This is a genomic window from Streptomyces sp. NPDC047081, assembly GCF_040643775.1.
Taxonomy (GTDB): domain Bacteria; phylum Actinomycetota; class Actinomycetes; order Streptomycetales; family Streptomycetaceae; genus Streptomyces.
Genome location: NZ_JBEYUY010000001.1, coordinates 638,548 through 664,586 on the forward strand (window position 1 = coordinate 638,548; position 26,039 = coordinate 664,586).

The following is a 26,039-nucleotide window of genomic DNA, read 5'->3' on the forward strand; positions in this document are numbered from 1 at the left end:
GACCCGGATGTGGGTCTAGAGGTCGTACACGACCGTGACCGGCGCGTGGTCCGACCAGCGCTCGGCGTGCGTGGCCGCGCGCTCCACATGACCCTTGATCGCCTTGGCGGCTAGACCCGGCGTTGCGACGTGGTAGTCGATGCGCCAGCCGCTGTCGTTGTCGAAGGCGCGTCCGCGGTACGACCACCAGGAGTACGGCCCCTCGACCTCGGGGTGCAGGGCCCGTACGACATCGACGTAACCCCCGTTCTCCGCGTCGAGGACCTGCCCCAGCCACTCCCGCTCCTCCGGCAGGAAGCCGGAGTTCTTCTGGTTGGCGCGCCAGTTCCTGAGGTCGGCGGGCTGGTGGGCGATGTTCCAGTCGCCGCAGACGACGACCTCGCGCCCGTCGGCGGCGGACCGCTCGCGCAGTTCCTTGAGGTACGCGAGGAACTCGCCCATGAAGCGGACCTTCTCGTCCTGGCGCTCGGTTCCGACCTCGCCGGACGGGAGGTAGAGGGAGGCGACGGTGACACCGGGCAGGTCGGCCTCGACGTAGCGCCCGCTGACGTCGAACTCCGTCGACCCGAAGCCGACCTGGATACGGTCGGGCTCGCGGCGCGTATAGAGGGAGACGCCGGCGCGGCCCTTGGCGGCGGCCGGCGCGTGGACGACGTGCCAGCCGTCGGGCGTGCGGACGTGTTCGGGCAGCTGCTGCGGCTCCGCGCGCACCTCCTGCAGGCAGAGCACATCGGCGGAGGTCCCGGCGAGCCACTCCACGAAGCCCTTCTTCGCGGCGGCGCGCAGTCCGTTCACATTGGCGGTGGTCACAGTGAGCACGCGCGAACGATACCGGCACACTGGACGGAGCCAGATTGCCCGCCCCCTCGATATCCGCATAGGTGTACGGTAACCAGCATGATTATACGCCGCGTCTCCTTCGACCACCCTGACGCCGTGAAGCTGAACGACCAGGTCCAGGCCGAATACCACGTCCGCTACGGCGACGGCGGAGACGCGACCCCGCTGGACCCGTCGCACTTCGATCCCCCGAACGGCGTGTACTTCATCGCGTACGACGAGGACGACAGCCCCGTCGCCACCGGCGGCTGGCGCGCCCAGGACGCCAACGACGAGGGCTACGCCGACGGCGACGCCGAGCTCAAGCGCATGTACGTGGTGGAAGGGATGCGCGGCCGCGGGCTGGCCCGCCGCATCCTGGCCGCCCTGGAAGAGGACGCACGCTCGGCGGGCCGCGCACGCATGGTCCTGGAAACCGGCACCAAGCAGCCGGAGGCCATCGCCCTGTACACGTCCAGCGGCTACGAACCGTGCGAGAAGTTCGGGTACTACCGCGAGTACGAGTCGAGCAGATGCTTCGCGAAGGCGCTGTGAGGGCTGCCGGCACTCGGTTCGCGGGCCGGGCGCTCAGCCTCTGAGGTACGCCAGCACGGCGAGCACCCTCCTATGGACGTCGTCCGCCGGGGGCAGGTCCAGCTTGGTGAGGATGGAGCCGATGTGCTTGCCGACGGCCGCCTCGGAGACGACCAGTTCCCGGGCTATCGCGCCGTTCGACCTGCCCTCCGCGACCAGCGCCAGCACCTCCCGCTCCCGCGCGGTGAGCCGCGCGAGCGGGTCGCGGCGCCGGCGCAGCAGCTGCCGTACGACCTCGGGATCGACCACCGTGCCCCCGCCCGCGACGTCCCGCAGCGCGTCCACGAACTGCTCCACCTGCCCCACCCGGTCCTTGAGCAGATAGCCGACGCCGGTCCCGTCCCCGGAGTCCAGCAACTCCGCGGCGTACGACCGCTGCACGTACTGGCTGAGCACCAGCACCGGCAACCCGGGCCGCTCCGCCCGCAACCGCACCGCCGCGTGCAGCCCCTCGTCCTGAAAACCGGGCGGCATGCGTACGTCGGTCACGACCACGTCCGGCCCGTGCGCGGCGACGGCGTCGACCAGGGCCTGGGCGTCCCCGACGGCCGCGACGACCTCGTGCCCGAAACGCCCGAGCAGCCCGATCAGCCCTTCGCGCAGCAGCACGCTGTCCTCGGCGAGGACTATGCGCAGGGCGTGATCGGCCGGCAAGGAATCTCCACTCTGAGCAGGGTCGGTCCACCGGGCGGGCTGGACACTGCGAGTCTGCCATCGAGCACTGACACCCGGTCCGCGAGCCCGGTGAGCCCCGTCCCGGCGCCCGGCTCCGCACCCCCGCGCCCGTCGTCCCCGATCCGCAGCACGAGCCGCCCGTCCTCGTACCCGCCACTCACCTCGGCCCGCCCCGCCCCGCTGTGCCTGGCCACGTTCGCGAGCGCCTCGCGCACGACGAAGTACGCGGCGGACTCCACGGCTTGCGGCAGCCGCGGCAGCTCCAGTTCGACGTCCACCGGCACCGGGCTGCGATCGGCCGCGTCGGTGACGGCCGCCTCCAGGCCGTAGTCGGCGAGCACCTTCGGGTGGATGCCCTGGATCAGCTCACGGATCTCGGCGAGCGCCTGCCCGGCTTCGTCGTGCGCCTTCGCGATCTGGTCGGCGAACGGTCCTGGCGGCGCGTCAAGTCGGGCGAGGCCCAGCGTCATGGTGAGGGCGACGAGCCGTTGTTGCGCGCCGTCGTGCAGGTCGCGCTCGATGCGGCGGCGCTCGGCCTCGAAGGCGTCGACGAGGCGTGCGCGGGAGCGCACGAGTTCGGTGAGGCGCGCGTTGTCGGTGGTGCGCGCCGGGGTGAGGAACGTGCGCGCGAGCTCAACGCGCGCGCCGGCAGCGGCCCCCAGGGCATACGCGCCCACGCAGAGGAGTGCGAGCCCGAGCGCGGAGACGGCACACGCGCCGCCCCAACTCTCCACGCTCCACAACTTCACCACCTTCGCCTCACCCTGCACCCCGACCAGCACGGGCGCGCCCACCATGGACAACGGAACACCGGCGCCCAGGACGACGGCGAGCGCGTCGAGCGGCCACAACACCACCCCGAGCAGGACGGCATACGCCAGCTCGCGCCAGGTGGCCGCCTCCCGCAAGCTCGTCGCGAGCCAGGCGCGCAACCCAGGCGCGCCCGGGATCTTGTGCGCCCCTTGTGGCGGCCGATGCGCCGCGCTCGGGGCTAGGTGAGCGGCGCCCACCGACAGGTCAGGGGCGCCCGGCGCCGAATGCGCGCCTTCCGGCGCCCAACGCGCCCCCACCCCAACCCACCGCAACCGCCACCGCTCAACAGCGGCCACCGGCAGCCCGATCAGCGCCGTCAGCAGAAGCAGCGGCAGTCCGACGAGCACGACGGCCAGCGCACCCCCGGCCACGGCGCCGCACACGATCACCACAAGGACGACGGCCCCGAACACCGCCCCGCCACCCAGATAGGCGACCGCCCGCCACGGCCACGCCGACCGCAGGTACCCGCGCCTGCCCAACGCCCGCCAGATCTCCATGACGATCACGTTAGAAGGGGCTCACGGCCCGGACCATACGGCTCGGTGGAGCTCCGGGGTATGCCTGGCCCTACCCCCAACTCTCACCCCTGCCGCACTGATTCAGACCCCCGCGCCGAGGTTTCGTAGTCCCGCAGTCACCGAACCACCGACCGCACCGCCGGCCGAATCACCACGAGACACGGGGACCGAGAGCAGATGACAACCCATACCAGCGGCACGGCCGACCCACTCGAAACCCTCAACGCGGTCGAACTACGGGACGTCCGCCGGGAGTTCGGCACAGGCGCCGGCAAAGTGACCGCACTGGACGGCGTCACCCTCACCTTCCCGCGCGGCACCTTCACGGCGGTGATGGGCCCCTCCGGCTCCGGCAAGTCCACGCTGCTCCAGTGCGCGGCCGGCCTGGACCGCCCCACCGCCGGCTCGGTCCGCCTCGGCGGCACGGAACTCACAACCCTCACCGAACGCAGACTCACCCTCCTGCGCCGCGAACGCATCGGCTTCGTCTTCCAGGCCTTCAACCTCCTCCCGTCCCTGACCACGGAACAGAACGTCGCCCTCCCCCTCCGCCTGGCCGGCCGCAGAGTCCCGAAAGCGCAGGTCCGCGAGGCCCTGCACCGAGTCGGCCTCGGCACCCGCACCCACCACCGCCCCACCGAACTCTCCGGCGGCCAGCAGCAACGCGTCGCCCTGGCCCGCGCCCTGATCACCCGCCCCGAGGTTCTGTTCGCCGACGAGCCGACGGGCGCCCTCGACACCCGGACCGGCAAGGACGTACTCACGCTCCTCCGCGCCCTGACCGACACCGAGCACCACACGATCGTGATGGTCACGCACGACCCGTTGGCGGCGTCGTACGCGGACCGGGTCGTCTTCCTGGTCGACGGAGCCGTGAACGGCGAACTGACCGGCGCGTCCGCGGCCGAGATCGCGAACCGCATGACCACCCTGGAGGCCGCCCCGTGCTGAGCATTGCCCTGCGCACCCTGCGCACCCGCTGGGCGACCTTCACCGGCAGCTTCGTCGCCCTGGCACTCGGCGTCTGCCTGCTCACGGTCATGGGCCTGGCTCTGGCATCGTCCTTCGAGGCCCCCGAACGCCGACCGGAACGTTTCGCGGCGGCCGAGGTGGTGGTCCAGGGCCAGGACGCCCTCCGGGTACGCACACCGTCTGGCATCCGCACGAAGAAGCTCGCAAGCCCACGCCCGATCCCGCCGCGCACGATCGCCGCGCTGCGCAAGCTGGGCCCGGTCACCGAGGACCGCTCCTTCGCCGTACGGGCAAAGGGCGCACCGCGAGACCTGCTGGGCCACCCGTGGTCAACGGCCCGTTTCGCCCCGTACGAACTGACCACGGGCCGAGCCCCCCGAACCACGAACGAGGTCGTGGCGACCGGCACCTGGACCTCCGTGGGCCAACACCTGCACACCACCTCGGGAACCCTGAAGGTGGTCGGCACCGTCCGCGAACTCCCCTTCGAGAACGCCCTGTTCTACACAGACCCCCAAGCGGCCCGACTCGCCCCGGTGAGCACGCAGTTGGTGGTACGGGCGGATGCGGCGGAGGTGCGGCGGTTGGTGAACGGGGGCGGCGCGAAGCGCACTCAAGACGAGCACGCTGATGACTACGCCACCAGCAACCCCGTTCGCGTCCTGACCCGCGACTCGCGACACCTGGCCGACGCCGATCCGGACCGGGACCGCGAGGCGCTCACCGCGCTGAACGCCCTGTTCGGAACGGCCGGCGGCGTCACCGGCTTCGTATCGGTGTTCGTCGTGGCGTCGACGTTCGCCTTCGCGGTGGCGCAACGGCGCCGGGAGTTCGGGCTGCTGCGCACCGTGGGCGCCACGCCGGGTCAGATCCGGCGGACGGTCTGCGCGGAGGCGCTGCTGATCGGCACGCTCGCCTCGGCGGCCGGCTGCGCGCTGGGCGGGTACGCCGCCCCACACCTTGCGTCCCGGGTGGTCGACGGCGGCCTGGCGCCGGCGTGGTTCCGGATCGGCGCCTCCACATGGCCGTACCACCTGGCCTTCTGGACGGGCCTGCTGGTCTCCCTGTGCGGCGCGGCGACCGCGTCCTGGCGAGCAGGCCGAACCCCGCCCACCCAGGCCCTGCGCGAGGCGTCGGTGGACGGCGCACCCCTGACCCGAGGCCGCCTCGTCGCCGGTACGGTCCTGCTGCTGACGGCGGCCGCCACCCTCACCGTGACTCTCCTCACCGACCCTGGCGACCTCCTCCACCGCAAGACCTACGTCAGCCGCCCGATGCTCCTGATCACGGCGGTCGCCCTGCTCTCCCCCGCGCTGATCCGCCCCCTCGTCCGCCTGATCGCCCGCTTCCCGGGCGCCGTCGGCACGCTGGTCCGCGAGAACACCGCGACAGCCGCCCGCCGCACCGCGTCCCTGGCGGCCCCGATCCTGATCACGGTGGCCCTGACGGGCTCCCTGCTCGGCACGACGGCAACCCTGAACGCCGCGAGATCGGCGGAGACCCGCTCCCGCACCACCGCCGACTTCGTACTCACGTCGCCCGTCCCCTTTACCAACACAACCCTCAACCACCTGCGCGAGTTCCCCGACGCCGTGATCTCCCCCACCGCATCGAGCACGATCTACACAATCGAGGACGACGTGGCCCTCATAAGCTCCGAAGCCCGAGCGGCCGACCCCCGCGCCCTCGCCGCAACGACCCGCCTCCCCCTCACCGCCGGCCGCGTCACCGACCTCGACGACGACTCGATCATCGTCAACGAGGAGTGGCAGACCCACACCGTGGGCACCAGGGTGACCGTCTGGCTCGCTGACGGCACCCGCAAGTCCCTCCGCATCGCGGCCGTCATGCCGACGGGCACGGGCGACAACGGCGTGTACGTCACCCAGGCGAACGCCCCGCGCGCCCCCGTGAACCGGATCGACGTAGCGCTACGAGGCGACACGGACCCGACGAAGACGGCGGCGACCCTGCGCAGCCTGACGGCGGGCTCGGGCGCCGAGCTCCTCACCCGTCAGGAGTGGCTACGGCGCACAGCTCCCGCAGACGTCTGGTCCCCCGCGGACCGCACCACCCGCCTGGGCTTCCTCCTGGTCCTGGGCATCGCGCTCCTCTATACGGGCATCTCGGTGGCCAACACCCAGCTCATGGCGGCCTCCGACCGCCGGCGCGACCTGGCAACCCTGCGCCTGACGGGCGCAACCCGCGCCCAGCTGGTGCGCCTCACCACCGCAGAGTCCCTGACAACGGTGGCCCTGGCCACGATCCTGGGCCTCCTGGTGACGGCCTTGAACCTGATCCCCATCTGGACGGCCCTGACCCTGCACTCGGCGAGCCCATCCCTCACTCTCCCCTGGCAGCCCCTGGCCACCACGACAACGGCATGCACCCTCCTGGCCACCACCGCGGCCCTGCCCTCAACGGCCCTCGCCCTGCGCCGCGCCCCAAGACGCTCCCTCTGACGAAGCCTCACACATCCCCTCATGGGCCGAAGACGGCCAGGGCATGCGCCCCGAGCACCACAGAGACGATCAGACAGGCGACGGCGACGCCGGCGGCCGTGCGCCGCCCCAGAAGAAACCGGCGTGGCAGGCAGGGAACCAGCGCGGCACTGGTCCACGCCGCGGGCACCAGCCGGGGAAGCCACGTCTCCGCCCGGTCGTTGACCAGCAAACAGTGTTCGACCCGCGGTCCGGTGGCACCAAGGTAGAAGAGGCAGTCGTTCTCGAAGTTCACGGACAGCAGCGCAGTGAGCCCCCACCACACGGTGGTGAGGACGGCGGCGGTCACCGCGACACCGAAGACCGACCAGCCTCCAGGACCACGCGGCGCGGCTGCGTCCATACCCTGCTCCCCCGGCGAGGAACTGTTTCGCCGAGGGTATAGGTCCTGCACTCCACTGCTGCACGGCATGCCAAAGCCCCTACTGGTCATCACCAGTAGGGGCTTTGAGCTGCGTGGACCTGAGGGGATTTGAACCCCTGGCCCCCTCGATGCGAACGAGGTGCGCTACCGGACTGCGCCACAGGCCCTTGCAACGAGTGAAACTCTAGCACCCCGATCCGCGTGCTTGGAAATCCGTTCCCGGGCGGCGGACGGCGGCAGCAGTACAGGTGGGACGGGTGAGAGGCCGCGCGCAGCCGCCTACTCGTTGGCGGCCCGCGGCCGCTCGCCGTCCTCGTACTGATCGAACAACGGCGTACGCCCCCGCTCCCGTGCCCGCCGTGCGGAAGCCGCCCGGCGGGCGTCACTACGCCCGTCGTCGTCGGCCCTCTCCTCCGCGGGCGCGGTCTCCGACGCTTCCGCGGCATCCCGCCGCTCGGCACCGGAGCCGCCCTGCGCCTCCTGGTCCGGCGTGACGGAACTCGACCGCGCCGAACTCCACGCGTCCGGCGCCCCGAGGTCCACGTCCGAGGTCGCCCGCGGAGCGACCGGCGCGGTCACGTACGTCGGCAACGGCACCGGCACCGGATCCCAGCTGTCCCCGTGCCCGGGCCGCCGCTGCCGCTCCCGCTGCTGATCGACCCACTCGGCGTGGTCGGTCTGCTCGACGAGCGCGCGCCGGTCGGCGGCGAGCGCGGACAGCCCGGGGTCGGTCGCGGGCTCTGGCACTCCCTCCGGCTCGTCGACGTCCGCCTCGCCGGCGGTACGGCGCCGCGGCTGCCGCGCCCGCTCCCGCAGGCGCTGGGCGGCGGCCTCGGCGCGGCGGCGGTCCATCTGGTAGGCGAAGCGGCGGCGCTCCTGGGTGCGCAGGTAGGCGATGTACCCGCTGAGCAGCACGGCGGGCACGCCGGGCGCCCACAGGAACGCGAGCCCACCTACCGCGGCGACGATCGCGCCGAGCGTGAAGGCGATGAAGAGCACCACGGTTGTGCGCCGACGGCGCGCGAGCACCTTCGTGCGCCGGGCGCGCGCGGCGGCCGCCTCTTCGGCGGGCGTGCGCCGGGCCGCGGGCACGCGCTTGCGCGCGGGCGCGGAGTCGGAAGGACGCGCGGGCGCGGATCCGGAACCGGGCGCCGGCGCTTCCGCCTGTTCACGCGCCGGTTGCGCGCGCCCGGAAGCCGGCGCCGGCGCCTCTGCCCGGACCTCCGCCCGCGCCTGCGGCCGGGTCGGAGGCATGGCGAAGGCCCGGACGTCCACCGAGTCGGTGACGACGTCCGGAGCGTCGGCGCTGGGCTCCCCCTCGTCGGTGGAACGCGCGCGCAGGTCCTTGGCGTACCGGCGCTCCATGCCCGCCCGTCCGGACAGCAACCGGATGGCCGTGCTGAAGCGTTCCGTCGGACGGGCCTCGTTCAGCTCGTCCTGCCTACGGAGCCACATCGGCACCAAGTAGGCGGCCCAGGCCCCGACAATGACTGCGTAGATGAGGCCGCTGCTGCTCACGCCTCACACGGTAGAGGGGTTTGCGTGAGGCCATCTGCCAATTGGGCCGGTGTGTCGCACGATCTGGCTGATATTTCGAACTTTTTTTGTGACCGATGCGATCAGCAGCCCACCGAGGGCGCGAATTTAATGCCTTGAGACGGTCACCGAGCGATCAATTTCGAACAAGCATTCAATTTGCCGGTGCTTTGGGCGGGCTATGCGGGATTCCCCGGGGTGTTCTGCGGGTTCCGCGGGGTGTTACGGGACGCGTCGTGCGACGTCTGCTGGGAGCGTGCCCGCTGCCAGCGGTTGAGCAACCCCTCAGGGGCCTCTTCCGCGGTGAGGGCGAAGACCAGGTGGTCGCGCCAGGCGCCGTCGATGTGGAGATAACGCGGCCTGAGCCCCTCCTCACGGAATCCGAGTTTCTCCACGACCCGGCGGCTGGGCCCGTTCTCGGGTCGAATGCAGACCTCGATGCGGTGCAGACCAACGGTCCGGAAACAGTGGTCCACGACGAGCGCCACGGATGTCGGCATCACGCCGCGGCCGGCCACCGACTCGTCGACCCAGTAACCGATGTGCCCCGAACACATGGAGCCCCAGGTGATTCCCGCGACCGTCAACTGCCCGACGAGGCGCCCCTGGTACTCGATGACGAAAGGCAGCATCCGGCCCGAGTTCGCCTCGGAACGCAGATGCCGGACCATCTGCCGATAGGTCGGCCGGTGCGCGATGGGCCCGCTCGGCGTGGGCGGCGGGATGGTCGCCTCCCAGGGGCGCAGCCAGTCCCGGTTGCGCCGGTTGACCTCGCGCCACGCCCGCTGGTCGCGCAGCTTTATGGGCCGGAGGACGATGTCGCCGTCCACCAGCACGACGGGCCAGGACGGGCTGTTCAGCTCGCACCCCCACTGATGGCGCCGGGTCTCGGGTGGTCGCCGCCGCGGACCTGGTCGACGGCGTGGACCAGCAGGGGCTCCAGGACGGCCAGTCCGTCCTTCACCCCGCCGGTGGAACCCGGCAGGTTGACGATCAGGGTCCCGGCCGCCACTCCGGCCAGCCCCCGGGAGAGCGCGGCGGTCGGCACCTTCTCCCGTCCGAACGCCCGGATGGCCTCCGCGATGCCCGGCACCTCGTAGTCGATCACCTTGCGGGTCGCCTCGGGCGTGCGGTCGGTGGGCGAGATGCCGGTGCCGCCGGTGGTGACGACGACGTCGTAACCGGCCTCCACACCCGCGCGCAGCGCCGCCTCCACGGGCTCGCCGTCGGGGACGACCCGCGGCCCGTCGACGGCGAAACCGAAGCCTTCGAGGCCCTTGGCGATCAACGGGCCGCCCTTGTCCTCGTAGACCCCGGCGGCGGCGCGGTTGGAGGCGGTGACGACGAGCGCGCGATAGGGCACGGCGCTCATGTCCGGCTCCAGTGGCCCGACTTGCCGCCCGTCTTCTCCTCCACGCGCACGTCCGTGATGACCGCTCCCTTGTCGACCGCCTTGACCATGTCGATCACGGTGAGTGCGGCGACGGAGACCGCGGTGAGAGCCTCCATCTCGACGCCCGTACGGTCCGTGGTCTTCACGGTGGCGAGGATCTCCACGGCGTCGTCCGCGACCGACAGATCCAGTTTCACACCGGACACCGACAACGGGTGGCACAGCGGGATGAGGTCCGGGGTGCGCTTGGCGCCCATGATGCCCGCGATGCGCGCGGTGGCGAGGGCGTCGCCCTTGGGCATCCCCTCACCGCGCAGCAGATCGACCACGCGTGGTGAGACGAGGACGCGCCCGCTGGCGCGCGCCGTGCGCGCCGTCACGTCCTTCTCGGACACGTCGACCATGCGGGCGGCGCCCGCCTCGTCGATGTGCGTCAGGCGGTCCTGCGCGGAGGATCCGGGGGTCTCCCCCCGGGAAGGCACAGTCATGGTGTGTGGCACTCCCGGTCCGGGCCCGTCGCGGTGCGGCGCATGGGCCTGTTGTGCGCGACACGGTACCCCCAAGTCGGCGCAAACAACTGCCCAGGACCGCCCCACGGACCGCCACGCGCGCGTGGGCTCAGCCGAGCAGGACGACCTCGACCTCGGTGCCGGGTTCCACGGACTCCACGTCCTCGGGTACGACGATCAGCGCGTCGGCGTGCGCGAGGGCCGCGACCAGGTGCGATCCGGCCCCACCGACCGGCGTCACGGCCCCGTCGGCGTACGTGCCCCGGAGGAACTGCCGACGACCCTTCGGCGAGGTCAGCGCCTTGCCGGTGGTGAGGGTCGCGCGCGCGCGCGGCCGGTGGACGTCGTCGAGCCCCATGAGCGTGCGGATCGCGGGCCGCACGAACAGCTCGAAGGAGACGTACGACGACACCGGGTTGCCGGGGAGCGCCAGCAGCGGGGTGTGGTCGGGGCCGATGGAACCGAAGCCCTGGGGCTTGCCGGGCTGCATGGCGAGCTTGCGGAACTCGATGCCGCTGCCCGCCTCGTCCTCGTCACCTACGTGGGACAGCGCCTCCTTGACGACGTCGTACGCCCCGACGCTCACGCCCCCGGTGGTCACCAGGAGGTCGGCGCGGACGAGCTGGTCCTCGATGGTGGAGCGGAGGGTCTCGGCGTCGTCGGGGACGGCGCCGACGCGGTAGGCGATGGCGCCGGCGTCGCGGGCGCAGGCGGTGAGGGCGAAGCTGTTGGAGTCGTAGATCTGGCCGTTGCCCAGGTCCTCGTCGGGCTGGACGAGTTCGCTGCCGGTGGACATGACGACCACACGCGGGCGCGGGCGCACGCGTACTGTGCCGCGCCCGATCGCGGCGAGCAGCGCGATCTGCGGCGGCCCGAGGACCGTGCCCGCGTCGAGCGCGCGGTCTCCGGCCTTCACGTCGCTGCCCTTCGCGCGTACGTGCGCGCGTGCCTCGGCCGGCCGGTACACGTGCACGTGCCCCTCGGCGCCCTCGGGCGCCAGGGCCCGGGCGCGCATCCCGGCCACCGGACCCTCGCCGAGGCCCCCGTCGGTCCACTCGACCGGGACGACGGTCTCGGAACCGGGCGGCAGCGGGGCGCCGGTCATGATGCGGGCGGCCTGGCCGGGACCCACGTGGATCAGCTCGGCCTGGCCCGCCGCGACATCCCCGACGACGTCCAGGACGGCGGGGAACTCCTCGCTCGCGCCCGCGACATCCGCGACCCGTACCGCGTACCCGTCCATGGAGCTGTTGTCGAACGGCGGCAGCGAGACCGGCACCGTGACGTCCTCGACCAGGACGCAGCCCTGCGCGTCCAGGAGGTTCAGCTCGATGGGTTCCAGGGGGCGAACGGTCGCGAGGATGTCCTCCAGGTGCTCGTCCACCGACCACAGGTGGTCCGGGCCGGCGGTGCGGGGCGCGGCGCTGCTCAAATCGCTACATCTCCTCGGCTACGTAACTGCGAAGCCAGGTCCGGAAGTCCGGGCCCAGGTCTTCACGTTCGCACGCGAGTCTGACAATGGCACGCAGATAGTCGCCGCGGTCCCCGGTGTCATAGCGGCGGCCCTTGAAGACGACGCCGTGCACGGGGCCGCCGACCTTCTCGTCCTGGGCGAGCTGCTGGAGGGCGTCGGTGAGCTGGATCTCGCCGCCGCGGCCGGGCTCGGTCTTGCGCAGTATGTCGAAGACGTGCGGGTCGAGGACATAGCGGCCGATGATCGCGTAGTTCGACGGGGCGTCCGCCGCGTCGGGCTTCTCGACCATGCCGGTCACCTTGACGACGTCGCCGTCCTCGGTGGTCTCCACGGCCGCGCAGCCGTAGAGGTGGATCTGCTCCGGCGCGACCTCCATGAGCGCGATCACGCTGCCGCCGTGCCGCTCCTGGACCTCGACCATGCGCGCGAGCAGCGGGTCGCGCGGGTCGATCAGGTCGTCGCCGAGCAGGACGGCGAAGGGCTCGTGACCCACGTGCGGGGCGGCGCACAGCACGGCGTGACCGAGCCCCTTGGGGTCGCCCTGGCGCACGTAGTGCATGGTCGCGAGGTCGCTGGACTCCTGGACCTTGGCCAGCCGCCCGGCGTCGCCCTTCTTCTGGAGCGCCGACTCGAGTTCGTAGTTGCGGTCGAAGTGGTCCTCGAGGGGGCGCTTGTTGCGACCTGTGATCATGAGGACGTCGTCGAGGCCCGCTGACACGGCCTCCTCGACCACATACTGGATCGCCGGCTTGTCGACGACCGGCAGCATCTCCTTGGGAGTGGCCTTGGTGGCCGGCAGGAACCGGGTACCGAGGCCGGCTGCGGGAATGACAGCCTTGCTGATCCTGGGCTGGGACTGAGTCATGCCCGCAACCTTATCCGGTGCCTTTGTAGGGAATCTGTGGCTCCGGTTAATTGGCTCTCATATGAGCACATTAGGAAGGGTACGGGTACGACCTGTGGGTCACAGCGGACGTGCAGCCGAGACTGACAAGCGAATGTTGCGGCGAGAGTTCCTCGCGGTGAGGAACAGGTTGACGGCGGATGACCTGCGGGAAGCCGCGGGCGCGCTGGCGGAGCGCGCGCTGGAGCTACCCGAGCTGGCGCGGGCGCGCTCGGTGGCGGCGTACGTCTCCGTGGGGAGCGAACCGGGCACCCTCGCGCTCCTGGACGCGCTGCACGCGCGGGGCGTGCGGGTCCTGCTCCCGGCGCTCCTGCCCGACAACGACCTGGACTGGGGCGCGTACACCGGCGAGGGCTCCCTCGCCCGCGTCCAACACAGCGGAAAGATGGCGCTGTTCGAGCCGTCGGGCGAGCGCCTCGGCCCGGACGCCGTGACCGGGGCCGACGTGGTGCTGCTGCCGGGGCTGGCGGTCGACGGGCGCGGGATGCGGCTGGGGCGCGGCGGAGGATCGTACGACCGCGTGCTCGCGCGACTGGAGCACGCGGGCGCACACCCCGCACTGGTGGTGCTCCTGTACGACTCCGAGGTCGTCGAGCACGTTCCCGCGGAGGCGCACGACCGGCCGGTGAGCGCGGTGGTGACGCCGTCGGGCGTGCGCCGCTTCCAGAACGGCGCGTGAAACGCCGCGGGGCGCGCGGCAACCGCCACGCGCCCCACAGACGCAACCTGCGCCTCTCGGCTCACCGCCGGAGGCTCACGGCTTCAGCACCAGCGTGTCGCTCGTGCTCTTGTCGACGGCCTTCTCCGAGAAGTTCCAGTCGAGCAGTTCGCCGTCGGCCCACTTGCTCGTCTGGTCGGTGTAGTGGGAGCTGTAGGCGTGGCCGGAGGCTCCGGTGAGGTTGATCCACTTCGACTTGTCGAGGTCGTCGAGGTTGACCACCATGCGCATCGACGGGACCCACACGACGCCGTAGCCGCCGGCGGCGTTCCAGCCGGTGGCGTTGACCGTGGCCTCGCCGCCGCTGAGCTTCCAGGGGCCGCGGTTGAGGACGTACTTCAGGAAGCCGGGGCCGTCGGTGCCGAGGGTCTGGTTCTTCAGGAACAGGCGGTGCAGCCGGCCCCAGCTCCAGGTGTCGATGTCCTTGCCGAGCTTGGCGGTCAGCTCCCAGCGGGCGTCGATCATGGCGCGCTTGAACAGGTCGTCACGGTTGTTCTCGGCGCCCGGCCGGGTGAGCGACTTGGGCGTGGTCCACCAGTCGCTCTTCGGGTCGTCCATGAGCTTGCGCACGACCTCGAACCAGCGGTCGCCGCCGTCCGGCTGCGCCTGGTCGGCGTCGCGCTCGCCGCACTCGCGGACCTTCTGGGTGTCGTCCGCGGGCCCGGTGGTGTTGACCGGGTCGACCCACAGGCACTGGCCCTTGACGCGCAGTTCCTTGGGCAGCTTGTTGCCGAAGGCGAGCTTGAGGATGTTGCGCCAGACCGCGTTGAAGTAGGCGGCCGCGGCCGAGTCGGCGTCCTGGGTGTAGTCCCAGCCCTCCAGCAGCTTCTGCGCCTCGCGGACGTCCTTGTCCCCGACGTCGATCTTCAGCAGCGCGGGCACGAGCTTCTGGGCGATCACGCTCGTGTCGTCCAGCTGCATCTGGCGCATGTCGTCCGTGGAGATCTTGCCGCCGCCCTTGATCTTCTGCTCGATCAGGTCGGTGATCCGCTGGCTGCGAGTGCCGTAGCCCCAGTCCGTGGTAAGCGTGTAGGGGTACTTGTCCGGATCGATGACGGCCTGGTTGGCGGTCACGATGTAGCCGCGCTTCGGGTTGTACTCGTAGGGCAGCGCGTCCGACGGGATGTACCCGGTCCACTTGTAGCTGGAGTCCCAGCCCGGCGCGGGGAGCGAACCGTCGTCCTTCTTCGCGCGCGTGGGGATCTTTCCGGGCAGCGTGTAGCCGATGTTGTCCTTGTCGGCGTAGATCAGGTTCTGCGAGGGGACGTCGAACAGCTTTGCCGCGGAGCGGAATTCGCTCCAGTCCGAGGCCTTGTCCATGGCGAAGACGGCGTCCATGGTCGTGCCGGCGTCGAGCGCGGTCCAGCGCAACGCGATGCCGTAGCCGTCGCCGCGGTCCGGGGCGGCCGTGTCGACGGTGGCCTTCTTGCCGACCTTCACGAGCTCGTCGTCGCGGTCGGACAGCAGGGGCATGCCGTCGGCAGTCTCACGGACGATGATCTTCTTCGAGGCGCCGCCGGCGACCTTGATGGTCTCCTCGCGCGTCTTGAAGGGCTTGACCGTGCCGTCGTACAGGTAGCCGTCGCCGCTGAGCTTCTCCAGGTAGAGGTCGGTGACGTCGACCTCGGAGTTGGTCATGCCCCAGGCGATGTCGCCGTTGTGGCCGATGACCACGCCGGGCATGCCCGCGAAGGTGTAGCCGGTGACGTCGTACTGGCACTTGCTGGAGACCGTGCGGCAGTGCAGGCCCATCTGGTACCAGACGGACGGCAGCGAGGCCGACAGGTGCGGGTCGTTGGCCAGCAGGGGGTGGCCGGTGATGGTGTGATCCCCGGCGACGACCCAGGAGTTGGAGCCGATGCCCTGGCCGTTCACGCCGACGGCCGTGGGAACGTCGTCCAGGACGTCGTAGAGCCCCGAGAGCTGGCTCGTCAGGGCTGAGCCCGCCGAGGTCGACGAAGAGGCCGTAGAACCGCTTGTGGACGTTCCGCCGGTCGACGTGGAGCCGTTCTGCTCGAACGTCTCGGTCAGTTCGTCGTACTGGCCCTCCTGGACGATCGCCTTGTTGGTGGCGTACGGGTAGTCCGGGTACAGGTCCTTGATCTGCTTCGGGCCCAGGCGGCTGGTCATCAGGGCGCGGTCGATCTCGTCCTGCATGTTGCCGCGCAGGTCCCAGGCCATCGCCTTCAGCCACGAGACCGAGTCGACGGGGGTCCACTTCGCGGGCTTGTAGTCGTTGGTGAAGCCCAGGGCGGCGTACTCGAGGGAGATCTCCTTGCCGTCCTTGCCCTGGAGATAGGCGTTGACTCCCTTGGCGTAGGCCTGGAGGTACTTCTTGGTGGAGGCAGACAGCTTGGCGTCGTACTCCTCCTTGGCGACGCGGTCCCAGCCCAGGGTGCGCAGGAACTCGTCGTTCTTGACCTGGCCCTTGCCGAACATCTCCGACAGGCGCCCGGAGGTCATGTGGCGGCGCACGTCCATCTCGTAGAACCGATCCTGCGCCTGGATGTAGCCCTGCGCCATGAACAGGTCCTCGTCGGAGTTGGCGTAGATCTGCGGGATGCCGTAGCCGTCGCGCTTCACGTCGACGGGACCTGACAGACCGTCGAGGGTGATCGAGCCCTTCGTCTGCGGGAACGACGCGCGGACGGTGCTGATCGACCAGTACGCCCCGTAGGCGACGCCTCCGATGATGGCCAGGACCAGCACCAGAACGACCAATCGGGCTTTGCGCCCCTTCTTCCTGCCGGACTTGCCGGGCTTGTCACCCGTTGTGGCGGTGGTGTTGGGGGGCATCGCTGTCCTTGCTGTCCTAACGCGAGCGGCAGGCGGGCTGTGACGTTGAATGAGCGCTGGAGCAACCATAGGCGCAGGGCCCACGGCCCCTTGACGCGGAGTCGGGAACGGGCGCGGAAGCGCGTTCGATCTTGCCTCCGGAAGCGTCAAGAAATCGTCAAGAGTTAGGTAAGGTAACGAAGTACTTGGGTGCGGAGTTTCTCGGCTTCGTGTCCTATGTACGTGAGCTCCCGCGCGGGATGCGTGTGAGTCAGGGAAGGGAACGGCCGCTGACTGTCCACCACCTCAACCAGCTTCTGCTCGTCTGCTCGCTCGTCCTGCTCGTCGCCGTGGCAGCGGTCCGGATCTCCTCGCGCAGCGGGCTCCCCAGCCTGCTCGTCTACCTGGGGATCGGCGTCCTCATGGGCCAGGACGGCATCGGTGACATCCACTTCGACAACGCCGAGATGACCCAGGTCATCGGATACGCGGCCCTGGTCGTGATCCTGGCCGAGGGCGGACTGGGCACGAAGTGGAAGGAGATCAAGCCGGCCCTGCCGGCCGCCTCCGCGCTGGCGCTGGGCGGGGTCGCGGTGAGCGTCGGGGTCACGGCGGCGGCCGCGCACTACCTGATCGGGCTGGAGTGGCGGCAGGCGCTCATCATCGGGGCGGTCGTCTCCTCGACGGACGCGGCCGCGGTCTTCTCCGTACTGCGCAGAATCCCGCTCCCCGCGCGCGTGACGGGCACATTGGAGGCGGAGTCCGGCTTCAACGACGCCCCTGTCGTCATCCTGGTGGTCGCCTTCTCCAAGGCCGGCCCGGTCGAGCACTGGTACGTGCTCATCGGCGAAATAGCGCTGGAGCTCGCCATCGGTGCGGCCATCGGGCTCGCGGTGGGCTGGCTCGGCTCCTGGGGCCTCAGGCATGTGGCGCTGCCCGCCTCCGGCCTGTACCCCATCGCCGTCATGGCGATCGCCGTCACGGCGTACGCGGGGGGCGCGCTGGCGCACGGCAGCGGCTTCCTCGGCGTCTACCTCGCCTCCATGGTGATGGGCAACGCGAAGCTGCCGCACTGGCCCGCCACGCGCGGGTTCGCCGACGGCCTCGGCTGGATCGCCCAGATCGGCATGTTCGTCCTGCTCGGCCTCCTGGTCACCCCGCACGAGCTCGGCGACGACGTGTGGCCCGCGCTGGTCATCGGCCTGGCGCTCACCATGGTCGCGCGCCCCCTGAGCGTGGTGCTGTGCCTGCTGCCCTTCCGGGTGCCGTGGCAGGAGCAGACCCTCATGTCCTGGGCCGGGCTGCGCGGCGCGGTCCCCATCATCCTGGCGACGATCCCCATGGTGCAGGGCGTCGACGCCAGCCGCCGCATCTTCAACATCGTCTTCGTCCTGGTCGTCGTCTACACGCTCGTCCAAGGGCCGACGCTCCCCTGGCTCGCCCGCAAGCTGCGCCTGGGCGAGGGCGCCGAGGCCGCCGACCTCGGCATCGAGTCCGCCCCGCTGGAACGGCTGCGCGGGCACCTGCTGTCCGTCGCGATCCCCGAGGGCTCGCGGATGCACGGCGTCGAGGTCAACGAGCTGCGCCTCCCGGCCGGCGCCGCCGTCACCCTCGTCGTCCGCGACGGAAAATCGTTTGTCCCCCTGCCGACGACGGTCCTGCGACGCGGCGACGAACTCCTCGTCGTCGCCACGGACCCCGTCCGGGACGCGGCGGAGAAGCGGCTGCGGGCCGTGGGGCACGGGGGCAAGCTGGCCGGGTGGCTGGGGGCGAACGGGGCGGGTGCGGGGCGCTAGGCGGCGCTCCATGTCGTTAAGGGCGCGTTTCGTACGGTTCACACCCCCGCCATTCGCAGGCAAACGCGGCGCATGGTGCTCGCTTTCACAGGCGTCGCAGCCGTCGATCCCTGTACGATGAAGGCGCACCCTGATCGAACCAACTCTGCCTGACGCAGAGCTGGCGCGACCGTATGGCGGTCGGAGCACCTCCGCAGTGGGCCCCGGCATCTACCGCAGTTCCGCGCAAGAGGACAGCTCTCGGCGCCCCCGCACGGGCGCGCTACCAGGCGGCAGAAAGGCACGGGCCGTGGCGTCCACGGTCTCCACCGAGCCGTCGAAGGACACGTCGGCTTCCTCCCGCCCGGGATACGGGCAGCTGCTACGCACACGCGGCGCCTGGACGTTCCTGCTCCCGGGTTTCGCGGCGCGCCAGCCGTTCGCGATGCTCACCATCTCCATCGTGCTGCTCGTGCAGCACACCACCGGCTCGTACGGGGCGGCGGGCGCCGCCGCGGCCGTGACCGGTGTCTCCATGGCGTTGTTCGCGCCCTACAGCGGCCGCCTCGCCGACCGCTACGGTCAGCGCGCCGTGCTGATCCCCGGCGTGCTGCTGCACACGCTGTCGGGCCTGACGCTGACGGCGCTCGCGCTCGCCCACGCGCCCCTGTGGGCACTGTTCGCGGCAGCCGTGCCGACGGGCGCCTCGGTGCCGCAGGTCGGGCCGATGGTGCGCGCCCGCTGGGGTGTGAAGCTCCAGGACACGCCCCTGATGACCACCGCGGCGGCCTTCGAGTCCGTAACGGACGAGCTGACCTTCGTCTTCGGTCCGCTGCTGGCCACCGCGCTGTGCACCGGCATCGACCCGGCCACCGGCCTGATGACGGAGGCCGCGCTGACCCTGTTCGGCGGTCTGCTGTTCGCGGCGCAGAAGAGCACACAGCCCGCCGTCTCCGTCGCCGGGCACGCGCGCGTGGAGCACGCTTCCGCACTGCGCGTCCCCGGTGTGCGCGTGCTGGCCGTGGCCTTCCTGGGCATCGGCTCCGTCTTCGGCGGCATGCAGGTGTCGCTGGCCGCGTTCACGGAGTCGATCGGCGAACCCGGCCTCAACGGCGTTCTGTACGGCGTCTTCGCCGCGGGCAACATGCTCTCCGGGATCGTGTGCGGGGCGGTCGCCTGGAAGGCGGCTCCGCAGCAGCGCCTCGTGGTGGGCTACGGCGCACTCGCGCTGACGGCCTCCGGCCTGTGGGCCGCGCACTCGGTGCTCGTCCTGGCCGGCCTCGGCCTGCTCGTCGGTATGTGCATCGCGCCCGCGCTGATCACCGGTTACACGCTGGTCGAGGGCCTGGTCCCGGCCGGCGCCCGCACCGAGGCGTTCACCTGGCTGACCGGCGCCGTGGCGCTCGGCCAGGCGGCCGCGGTCACCGTCGCCGGACAGCTGGAGGACCGCTTCTGGGGCGGCGCCGGTTTCCTGGTGCCGATGGGCGGTACGGTGCTCGCCCTGGCAACCCTCGTGACCCTCAAGTCGCGGCTGGCCACACGGCCCCGGAGCCGGACCGTCGCACGTGGCGTCGGTCACCGCGTGCCGGTGACGGTGGACTGATCCTCAGGAATACGTCACTATGGACCGTCGTTAGCACTCATTGAGTGAGAGTGCCAGGAGGAAGACAGTGCCGACCTACCAGTACCAGTGCACCGAGTGCGGCGAGGGCCTCGAGGCGGTGCAGAAGTTCACCGACGACGCCCTGACCGAGTGCCCCAGCTGCGGTGGCCGCCTGAAGAAGGTGTTCTCCGCCGTCGGCATCGTCTTCAAGGGCTCCGGCTTCTACCGCAACGACAGCCGCGGCTCCTCGTCGAGCAGCTCGCCGGCGTCGTCCAAGCCGTCGACGTCCACCTCGTCGTCCTCGGACTCCTCTTCTTCTTCGACTTCGTCGTCCTCGGACTCGAAGTCGTCGAGCACCGGCTCCTCCTCCAGCAGCGCCGCGTAGCACTCGCGCCCACGGGACCCTGTCGTCGTACGACGGCGGGGTCTTCGGTGTTTCCGGAGGGGCTCTCCTCGCGTCGCCGGGGCCGGATACTGTGCTGGCCATGGCGAACGCAGAGATCGGTGTAATCGGCGGCTCGGGCTTCTACTCGTTCCTCGACGACGTGACCGAGGTCGAGGTGGACACCCCGTACGGGCCGCCCAGCGACTCCCTCTTCCTCGGCGAGGTCGCCGGCCGGCGGGTCGCCTTCCTGCCCCGCCACGGCCGCGGCCACCATCTGCCGCCGCACCGGATCAACTACCGCGCCAACCTGTGGGCGCTGCGCTCGGTCGGCGTGCGCCAGGTGCTCGGGCCGTGCGCGGTGGGCGGTCTGCGTCCCGAGTACGGGCCGGGCACGCTGCTCGTGCCGGACCAGCTGGTGGACCGTACGAAGTCCCGGGTGGGGACGTACTTCGACGGGCTGCCGCTGCCCGGCGGCAGCGTGCCGAACGTGGTGCACGTGTCCCTGGCCGACCCGTACTGCCCCGTCGGCCGTGCGGCAGCCCTCAAGGCGGCGCGGGGCCAGGACTGGGAGCCGGTGGACGGCGGCACGCTGGTCGTGGTCGAGGGGCCGCGCTTCTCGACCCGTGCCGAATCGTTGTGGCACCAGGCGCAGGGCTGGTCGGTGGTGGGGATGACCGGTCATCCCGAGGCGGCGCTCGCCCGTGAACTGGAGCTCTGCTACACGTCGATGACTCTGGTCACCGACCTGGACGCGGGTGCCGAGACCGGCGAGGGCGTCTCGCACGACGAGGTGCTGCGGGTGTTCGCGGCGAACGTGGACCGGCTGCGGGGCGTGCTGTTCGACGCGGTCGTCGGCCTGCCCTCGAACGAGGACCGGGACTGCCTGTGCACAACGGCGCTGGGTGGCATGGATCCGGGCTTCGAACTGCCGTAATCCGGTGGCGAGGAGGGCTCACAGGGTGCGGAACTTCCCGTTCGGGTGAGGGAGTTGTCCACAACCCGTCGGCCGTCCACCGGTCTCGGCGGGAATCGGCGCGAAGCCTCATCGTGGGCCTGCGAGCCGATTCCTCGACGCAGGTGGTGATCCACATGTCCCTCCCTCCTCAGCTGCCCGTCTCCCCTTCCGTTCCGCACCCGCCCGGCACCGACATCCCCGCCACGTGCGAGGTTCCGCACTTCGCTCCCGTGCGGGTGCGCGGCGGGCGGTACCAACTGGCGCGGCTCGTACGGCACCGACGGCGGGCGGTGGCGGCCGGCCTCGCCGTCACGGCGGCCGCGTTGGTGGCGGCGGGCCCACGGGGCGGGGACGGGGCACGCGGGCATCCCGTGGCGGAGCCCGTCCAGAGGCAGCCCGCCGTCCGCATCGTGTCCGCGCCGGTGCGGATCGCCGACGCGGCGACGGTCCGGCTGCTGCGGCCCGGCGACCGGGTGGACGTCATCGCCGCGCAGGACACGGCGACCGGCGGCGACGCGCGTGTGGTCGCGCGCGGGGCGCGGGTGACCAAGGTGCCGGAGCCCCTGGACGGTGCCGGCGACAGCGGTGCGCTGGTCGTGCTGTCGGTTCCTCGTTCCACCGCTGCGCGCCTCGCGGGCGCGGGTGCGACGGCGCGGCTGGCGGTGACACTGTGTTGAGCTTCGCGATGCGCATCCTGCGCGAATTCCTGTCAAGTCCCTCGTTGGAGCTACCCAATTGGACAGGGTGGCCTCGCGTTGACGTAGGTTGCGGAGCTGTTTGTTCCGCAACGTGTTCCACAACCTGTGCATGCGAGAAGAGGCCACGAGGTGATCGAGAAGAAGGAACCGAGCGTCTGGGACGGCTTCAAGGCGTTCCTGATGCGCGGGAACGTCGTCGACCTGGCGGTAGCGGTGGTCATCGGCGCCGCCTTCACCAACATCGTGAACTCGGTGGTGAAGGGGGTTATCAACCCGCTGGTCGGGGCGATCGGCACGAAGAACCTCGACAGCTACAGCTCGTGCCTGAAGGACCCGTGCGTGCTGAACGCCGACGGCACGGCGAAGAGCGGCATTCCGATCATGTGGGGTTCCGTCCTCGGCGCCACTCTCACCTTCGTGATCACCGCGGCCGTCGTCTACTTCCTGATGGTGCTGCCGATGTCGAAGTACCTGGCACGGCAGGAGGCCCGCAGGAAGGCGAAGGAGGGCACGCACGAGGTGATCGAGGTGACCGAGCTGGAGGTGCTCAAGGAGATCCGCGACGCACTGGTCGCGCAGCGCGGCTCCGGGCACGACGAGCGGTAGCGACAGCGGCCCGCCGTCTCTGGCGGGTGGCGGCCGGCGCGGCTCAGAGGTGGTGGGGCGGCTTCTCGTCGAGGAAGCGCTTCAGGTCCGCCGCGGAGTCGCCGCCGGAGCCCGGCCGCTCGCCCCACCCGCGGTCCGTGTCGTCCGAGGACTGCTGGTCCAGCGGGTCGTCGAAGATCAACGCGGGCTTCGGGGCGCTCGGCTCGGGTGCGGGGGCGGAGGTCATGCCTCCAGGGTACGGCCCCGGGGGCGCGCGGCGGCCGGATGGCGCCGGTGACTCAGACGGCGTGCAGGCCGTGCGCCGCGAAGACGCTCCTGGCCAGGGCGGTCTGCTCCGGGGTGGGGCAGGGGGTGTCGTGCAGGGCGAAGGTTCGGCCGAGGGCCCGCCACTTGGCCTCGCCGAGCTTGTGGAAGGGCAGGACGTCGACGCGGCCGACGTTGCCGAGCGAGGAGGCGAAGGCGGCGACGCCCTCGATGTTGGCCGGGTCGTCGGTGAGGCCGGGCACGAGCACGAAGCGGACGTGAACCTCCTTGCCGAGGTCGGCCAGGCGCCGGGCGAAGTCGAGGGTGGGCTGCAGGGGGCGGCCGGTGACCTTGCGGTAGGTGGTGCGGTCCCAGGACTTGATGTCGAGCAGGACGAAATCCGTGTCCCTCAGCAGCGCGTCGGTGGCTCGGGCGCCGAGGAAGCCCGAGGTGTCGAGGGCGGTGTGCAGGCCGAGCTCGTGCTTGAAGCGGTGCAGCAGTTCGCCGGTGAACACGGGCTGGAGCAGGGGCTCTCCCCCGCTGATCGTCGTACCTCCGCCGGCGGCATCGATGAAACGCGTGTACTTGCCGGCTTCGGTGACGATCTCGTCGGCTGTGGTGCGCCTGCCGTCACGCATGCGCCAGGTGTCGGGGTTGTGGCAGTACAGGCAGGTCAGCGGGCAGCCCGACAGGAAGGTGACGAAGCGGGTGCCGGGTCCGTCGACTCCGGTCGACAGGTCCCACGAGTGGACCGACCCCACGGCCGGGCGACGAGTCGCCGCGGCGGCCGCGCTGGCGGGAGCGCTCGTCCGCGCCGGCGTGGCCGCCGCGGACGGAAGAAGCGTGGTCATCGTCCTGCTCCCTCAAAGCGCGCCGTGGAAGGTGCGGTTGATGACGTCGAGCTGCTGCTCGCGCGTGAGGCGCACGAAGTTGACCGCGTAGCCGGAGACCCGGATGGTCAGCTGCGGGTACTTCTCGGGGTGCTCCATCGCGTCCTCGAGGGTCGCCTTGTCGAGCACGTTGACATTCATGTGGAAGCCGTCGCTCGCCATGAAGCCGTCCAGGACACCGGAGAGGTTGGCGGCGCGCTCCTCCGGGGTGCGGCCGAGCGCGTCCGGGGTGATCGTGTTGGTCAGCGAGATGCCGTCCTCCGCGTCGTCGTAAGGGAGCTTGGCGACGGAGAGCGCCGAGGCGATGTAGCCGTGCTCGTCCCGCCCGTTCATGGGGTTGGCGCCGGGCGCGAAGGGGGTGCCCGCGCGGCGGCCGTCGGGCGTGTTGCCGGTCTTCTTGCCGTAGACGACGTTCGAGGTGATCGTCAGGACGGACTGGGTGTGCACGGCGTCGCGGTACGTCGGGTGCCGGCGGACCTTCTCCATGAACTCGTGGACGATCCAGCGCGCGAGGGAGTCGGCCCGGTCGTCGTTGTTGCCGTACGCCGGGTAGTCGCCCTCGACGACGTAGTCCACGGCGAGGCCCGTTTCGTCCCGGACGACCTTCACGCGCGCGTGCTTGATCGCGGACAGGGAGTCGGCGGCGACCGACAGGCCGGCGATGCCGCACGCCATGGTGCGCAGGATCTCCCGGTCGTGCAGGGCCATTTCGAGGCGCTCGTAGGCGTACTTGTCGTGCATGTAGTGGATGACGTTGAGGGCGTGGACGTAGGTCTTCGCGAGCCAGCCGAGCATGGCGTCGTAGCGGGCGAGCACGGTGTCGTGGTCGAGGTACTCGTCGGTGATCGGCTCGAAGCCCTCGACGACCCTCTTGCCGGTCTTCTCGTCGCGGCCGCCGTTGATGGCGTACAGCAGGGCCTTGGCGACGTTGACGCGGGCGCCGAAGAACTGCATCTGCCTGCCCATGGCCATCGCGGAGACGCAGCAGGCGATGGCGGTGTCGTCGCCGTACTTGGGGCGCATGAGCTCGTCGGACTCGAACTGCAGGGCGCTGGTGTCGACGGCGACCTGGGCGGCGTACCGCTTGAAGGCTTCGGGGAGGCGCTGCGACCAGAAGACGGTCAGGTTGGGTTCGGGGGCGGGGCCGAGGTTGTAGAGGGTGTTGAGGGCGCGGAAGGTGGTGCGCGTGACGAGCGGGCGCCCGTCCTCGCCGAGGCCGGCCATGGACCAGGTGACCCAGGTGGGGTCGCCGGAGTAGAGCTCGTTGTACTCGGGGGTGCGCAGGAAGCGCACGATGCGGAGCTTGATGACGAAGTCGTCGATGATCTCCTGCGCCTCGGACTCGGTGAGCAGGCCGCGCTCGATGTCCCGCTGGAGGTAGATGTCGAGGAAGGCGTCGATGCGGCCGATGGACATGGCGGCGCCGTTCTGTTCCTTGACCGCGGCGAGGTAGGCGAAGTAGAGCCATTGGACGGCCTCGCGGGCGGTGCGGGCGGGGCCGGAGATGTCGTGGCCGTAGGAGAGGGCCATGGCCTTGAGCTCTTCGAGGGCGCGGATCTGGTCCGCGATTTCCTCGCGTTCCTGGATCACCTCAGCACTCGGCCAGAGGACTTCGACTGTGCTTTTATCCGCTCGCTTGGCGACGATGAGCCGGTCGACGCCGTAGAGGGCGACGCGGCGGTAGTCGCCGATGATGCGGCCGCGGCCGTAGGCGTCGGGCAGTCCGGTGATGATGCCGGAGGAGCGGCAGGCGCGGATCTCGGGCGTATAGGCGTCGAAGACGCCGTCGTTGTGGGTCTTGCGGAGCTTGGTGTAGATCTCCCGGACGGCGGGGTCGGCCTCGTACCCGTAGGCGTTCAGGGCGCTTTCGACCATCCGCCAGCCGCCGTTGGGCATGATGGCGCGCTTGAGCGGAGCATCGGTCTGGAGGCCGACGACGATGTCCAGGTCGCGGTCGATGTAGCCGGGCGCGAAGGCGTCGATGCGGGAGGGTGTCCTGACGTCGACGTCGTGGATGCCGCGCTCGTTCTCGGTGGGGAACATCGCGAGGAGCTTGTTCCAGACCTTGGTGGTGCGTTCGGTGGGGCCTGCGAGGAAGGAGGCGTCGCCCTCGTAGGGGACGTAGTTGTGCTGGATGAAGTCGCGGACGGCGATGGTGTCGCGCCACAGGCCGCCCCGGAAGCCGGTCCAGGCGTCCTCCTGTGGCGACGGCTCGTGCGACGCCTCCCGGGCAGGAGGGACGGTGGTGGTTTCCGCAGGAGTGGCAGTCATGGCCGGTACCTTCCGCATCGCTTCGTCAGTACAGATCCATTGCAC

General features: G+C 70.7%; 24 protein-coding genes and 1 tRNA gene. 10 read left to right on the forward strand and 15 right to left on the reverse strand.

Features of this window, described 5'->3' with window-relative positions:
- Positions 1-15: 15 nt before the first annotated feature.
- On the reverse strand, positions 16-819 hold the full coding sequence (locus ABZ848_RS02915; protein ID WP_360824174.1) for an exodeoxyribonuclease III: 804 nt from the start codon (positions 817-819) through the stop codon (positions 16-18).
- Positions 820-897: 78 nt separating this feature from the next.
- Between ABZ848_RS02915 and ABZ848_RS02920 the strand changes: the two genes are divergently transcribed.
- The gene (locus ABZ848_RS02920) at positions 898-1,374 is read left to right on the forward strand and encodes a GNAT family N-acetyltransferase (protein ID WP_360824177.1); all 477 of its coding nucleotides are present in this window, start codon (positions 898-900) and stop codon (positions 1,372-1,374) included.
- A gap of 33 nt (positions 1,375-1,407) precedes the next feature.
- Here ABZ848_RS02920 and ABZ848_RS02925 read toward each other — a convergent pair whose 3' ends face one another.
- Positions 1,408-2,067 (reverse strand): response regulator transcription factor, encoded by a 660-nt coding sequence (locus ABZ848_RS02925; protein ID WP_360824180.1) that lies wholly within the window; start codon positions 2,065-2,067, stop codon positions 1,408-1,410.
- The gene (locus tag ABZ848_RS02930) at positions 2,040-3,401 is read right to left on the reverse strand and encodes a sensor histidine kinase (RefSeq protein ID WP_360824183.1); all 1,362 of its coding nucleotides are present in this window, start codon (positions 3,399-3,401) and stop codon (positions 2,040-2,042) included. The genes ABZ848_RS02925 and ABZ848_RS02930 overlap by 28 nt, the downstream gene beginning before the upstream one ends.
- A 198-nt stretch (positions 3,402-3,599) precedes the next feature.
- Here ABZ848_RS02930 and ABZ848_RS02935 point away from each other — a divergent pair, with 198 nt between their 5' ends.
- Both ABZ848_RS02935 and ABZ848_RS02940 read left to right on the forward strand, forming a co-directional pair.
- Positions 3,600-4,373 carry an ABC transporter ATP-binding protein gene (locus ABZ848_RS02935; protein ID WP_360824186.1) on the forward strand — a complete coding sequence of 258 codons (774 nt, stop codon included), beginning with the start codon at positions 3,600-3,602 and terminating at the stop codon, positions 4,371-4,373.
- Entirely contained in the window at positions 4,367-6,856 is a 2,490-nt protein-coding gene (locus tag ABZ848_RS02940) for an FtsX-like permease family protein (RefSeq protein WP_360824189.1), read from the forward strand. The genes ABZ848_RS02935 and ABZ848_RS02940 overlap by 7 nt, the downstream gene beginning before the upstream one ends.
- Positions 6,857-6,875: 19 nt before the next feature.
- On the opposite strand, the gene ABZ848_RS02945 is transcribed toward ABZ848_RS02940, so the two are convergent.
- The 8 genes from ABZ848_RS02945 to galU form a co-directional block, all read right to left on the reverse strand.
- The gene (locus ABZ848_RS02945; RefSeq protein ID WP_360824192.1) at positions 6,876-7,238 is read right to left on the reverse strand and encodes a hypothetical protein; all 363 of its coding nucleotides are present in this window, start codon (positions 7,236-7,238) and stop codon (positions 6,876-6,878) included.
- A 114-nt stretch (positions 7,239-7,352) separates the two neighbouring features.
- Positions 7,353-7,426, reverse strand: a tRNA-Ala gene (locus ABZ848_RS02950).
- Positions 7,427-7,538: 112 nt separating this feature from the next.
- The gene (glpR, locus tag ABZ848_RS02955; RefSeq protein ID WP_360824195.1) at positions 7,539-8,777 is read right to left on the reverse strand and encodes a gephyrin-like molybdotransferase receptor GlpR; all 1,239 of its coding nucleotides are present in this window, start codon (positions 8,775-8,777) and stop codon (positions 7,539-7,541) included.
- A gap of 197 nt (positions 8,778-8,974) precedes the next feature.
- Positions 8,975-9,631, reverse strand: coding sequence for a GNAT family protein (locus ABZ848_RS02960; RefSeq protein WP_360824198.1), 657 nt, complete (start codon positions 9,629-9,631; stop codon positions 8,975-8,977).
- Positions 9,632-9,651: 20 nt separating this feature from the next.
- The gene (locus ABZ848_RS02965) at positions 9,652-10,167 is read right to left on the reverse strand and encodes a MogA/MoaB family molybdenum cofactor biosynthesis protein (RefSeq protein ID WP_360824200.1); all 516 of its coding nucleotides are present in this window, start codon (positions 10,165-10,167) and stop codon (positions 9,652-9,654) included.
- Positions 10,164-10,676, reverse strand: coding sequence for a cyclic pyranopterin monophosphate synthase MoaC (moaC, locus tag ABZ848_RS02970; protein ID WP_360824203.1), 513 nt, complete (start codon positions 10,674-10,676; stop codon positions 10,164-10,166). Before moaC ends, ABZ848_RS02965 begins: the two co-directional genes overlap by 4 nt.
- A gap of 130 nt (positions 10,677-10,806) precedes the next feature.
- A complete protein-coding gene (gene glp / locus ABZ848_RS02975; RefSeq protein WP_360824206.1) occupies positions 10,807-12,129 on the reverse strand; it encodes a gephyrin-like molybdotransferase Glp in 1,323 nt (440 codons plus the stop codon).
- 4 nt (positions 12,130-12,133) lie between these two features.
- Positions 12,134-13,036 (reverse strand): UTP--glucose-1-phosphate uridylyltransferase GalU, encoded by a 903-nt coding sequence (gene galU / locus ABZ848_RS02980; protein WP_360824208.1) that lies wholly within the window; start codon positions 13,034-13,036, stop codon positions 12,134-12,136.
- Positions 13,037-13,169: 133 nt separating this feature from the next.
- On the opposite strand from galU, the gene ABZ848_RS02985 reads away from it, so the two are divergent.
- Complete coding sequence (locus ABZ848_RS02985; RefSeq protein ID WP_360824211.1) at positions 13,170-13,754, forward strand: 5-formyltetrahydrofolate cyclo-ligase; 585 nt, start codon at positions 13,170-13,172, stop codon at positions 13,752-13,754.
- Positions 13,755-13,829: 75 nt separating this feature from the next.
- Here ABZ848_RS02985 and ABZ848_RS02990 read toward each other — a convergent pair whose 3' ends face one another.
- Positions 13,830-16,589, reverse strand: a complete 2,760-nt coding sequence (locus tag ABZ848_RS02990) for a penicillin acylase family protein (RefSeq protein WP_360824213.1) — start codon at positions 16,587-16,589, stop codon at positions 13,830-13,832.
- Positions 16,590-16,828: 239 nt separating this feature from the next.
- Here ABZ848_RS02990 and ABZ848_RS02995 point away from each other — a divergent pair, with 239 nt between their 5' ends.
- The 6 genes from ABZ848_RS02995 to mscL all read left to right on the forward strand — a co-directional run bounded on the left by ABZ848_RS02995 (position 16,829) and on the right by mscL (position 22,590).
- Positions 16,829-18,364, forward strand: a complete 1,536-nt coding sequence (locus tag ABZ848_RS02995; protein ID WP_360824348.1) for a potassium/proton antiporter — start codon at positions 16,829-16,831, stop codon at positions 18,362-18,364.
- Between the two features lie 289 nt (positions 18,365-18,653).
- The gene (locus ABZ848_RS03000) at positions 18,654-19,946 is read left to right on the forward strand and encodes an MFS transporter (RefSeq protein ID WP_360824216.1); all 1,293 of its coding nucleotides are present in this window, start codon (positions 18,654-18,656) and stop codon (positions 19,944-19,946) included.
- A 67-nt stretch (positions 19,947-20,013) separates the two neighbouring features.
- A complete protein-coding gene (locus ABZ848_RS03005) occupies positions 20,014-20,331 on the forward strand; it encodes an FmdB family zinc ribbon protein (RefSeq protein WP_360824219.1) in 318 nt (105 codons plus the stop codon).
- Positions 20,332-20,431: 100 nt separating this feature from the next.
- Complete coding sequence (locus ABZ848_RS03010) at positions 20,432-21,265, forward strand: S-methyl-5'-thioadenosine phosphorylase (RefSeq protein ID WP_360824222.1); 834 nt, start codon at positions 20,432-20,434, stop codon at positions 21,263-21,265.
- A gap of 155 nt (positions 21,266-21,420) precedes the next feature.
- Positions 21,421-21,963 carry a hypothetical protein gene (locus tag ABZ848_RS03015; RefSeq protein ID WP_360824225.1) on the forward strand — a complete coding sequence of 181 codons (543 nt, stop codon included), beginning with the start codon at positions 21,421-21,423 and terminating at the stop codon, positions 21,961-21,963.
- Between the two features lie 150 nt (positions 21,964-22,113).
- Positions 22,114-22,590, forward strand: a complete 477-nt coding sequence (gene mscL, locus ABZ848_RS03020) for a large conductance mechanosensitive channel protein MscL (protein WP_360824228.1) — start codon at positions 22,114-22,116, stop codon at positions 22,588-22,590.
- Between the two features lie 43 nt (positions 22,591-22,633).
- Here mscL and ABZ848_RS03025 read toward each other — a convergent pair whose 3' ends face one another.
- Genes ABZ848_RS03025 through pflB form a run of 3 tightly spaced genes read right to left on the reverse strand, consistent with a single transcriptional unit; the run spans position 22,634 to position 25,994 of the window.
- Positions 22,634-22,816 carry a hypothetical protein gene (locus tag ABZ848_RS03025; RefSeq protein WP_360824231.1) on the reverse strand — a complete coding sequence of 61 codons (183 nt, stop codon included), beginning with the start codon at positions 22,814-22,816 and terminating at the stop codon, positions 22,634-22,636.
- A 52-nt stretch (positions 22,817-22,868) separates the two neighbouring features.
- Complete coding sequence (pflA, locus tag ABZ848_RS03030; RefSeq protein WP_360824234.1) at positions 22,869-23,684, reverse strand: pyruvate formate-lyase-activating protein; 816 nt, start codon at positions 23,682-23,684, stop codon at positions 22,869-22,871.
- A 12-nt stretch (positions 23,685-23,696) separates the two neighbouring features.
- The gene (gene pflB / locus ABZ848_RS03035) at positions 23,697-25,994 is read right to left on the reverse strand and encodes a formate C-acetyltransferase (RefSeq protein ID WP_360824237.1); all 2,298 of its coding nucleotides are present in this window, start codon (positions 25,992-25,994) and stop codon (positions 23,697-23,699) included.
- Positions 25,995-26,039 lie beyond the last annotated feature (45 nt).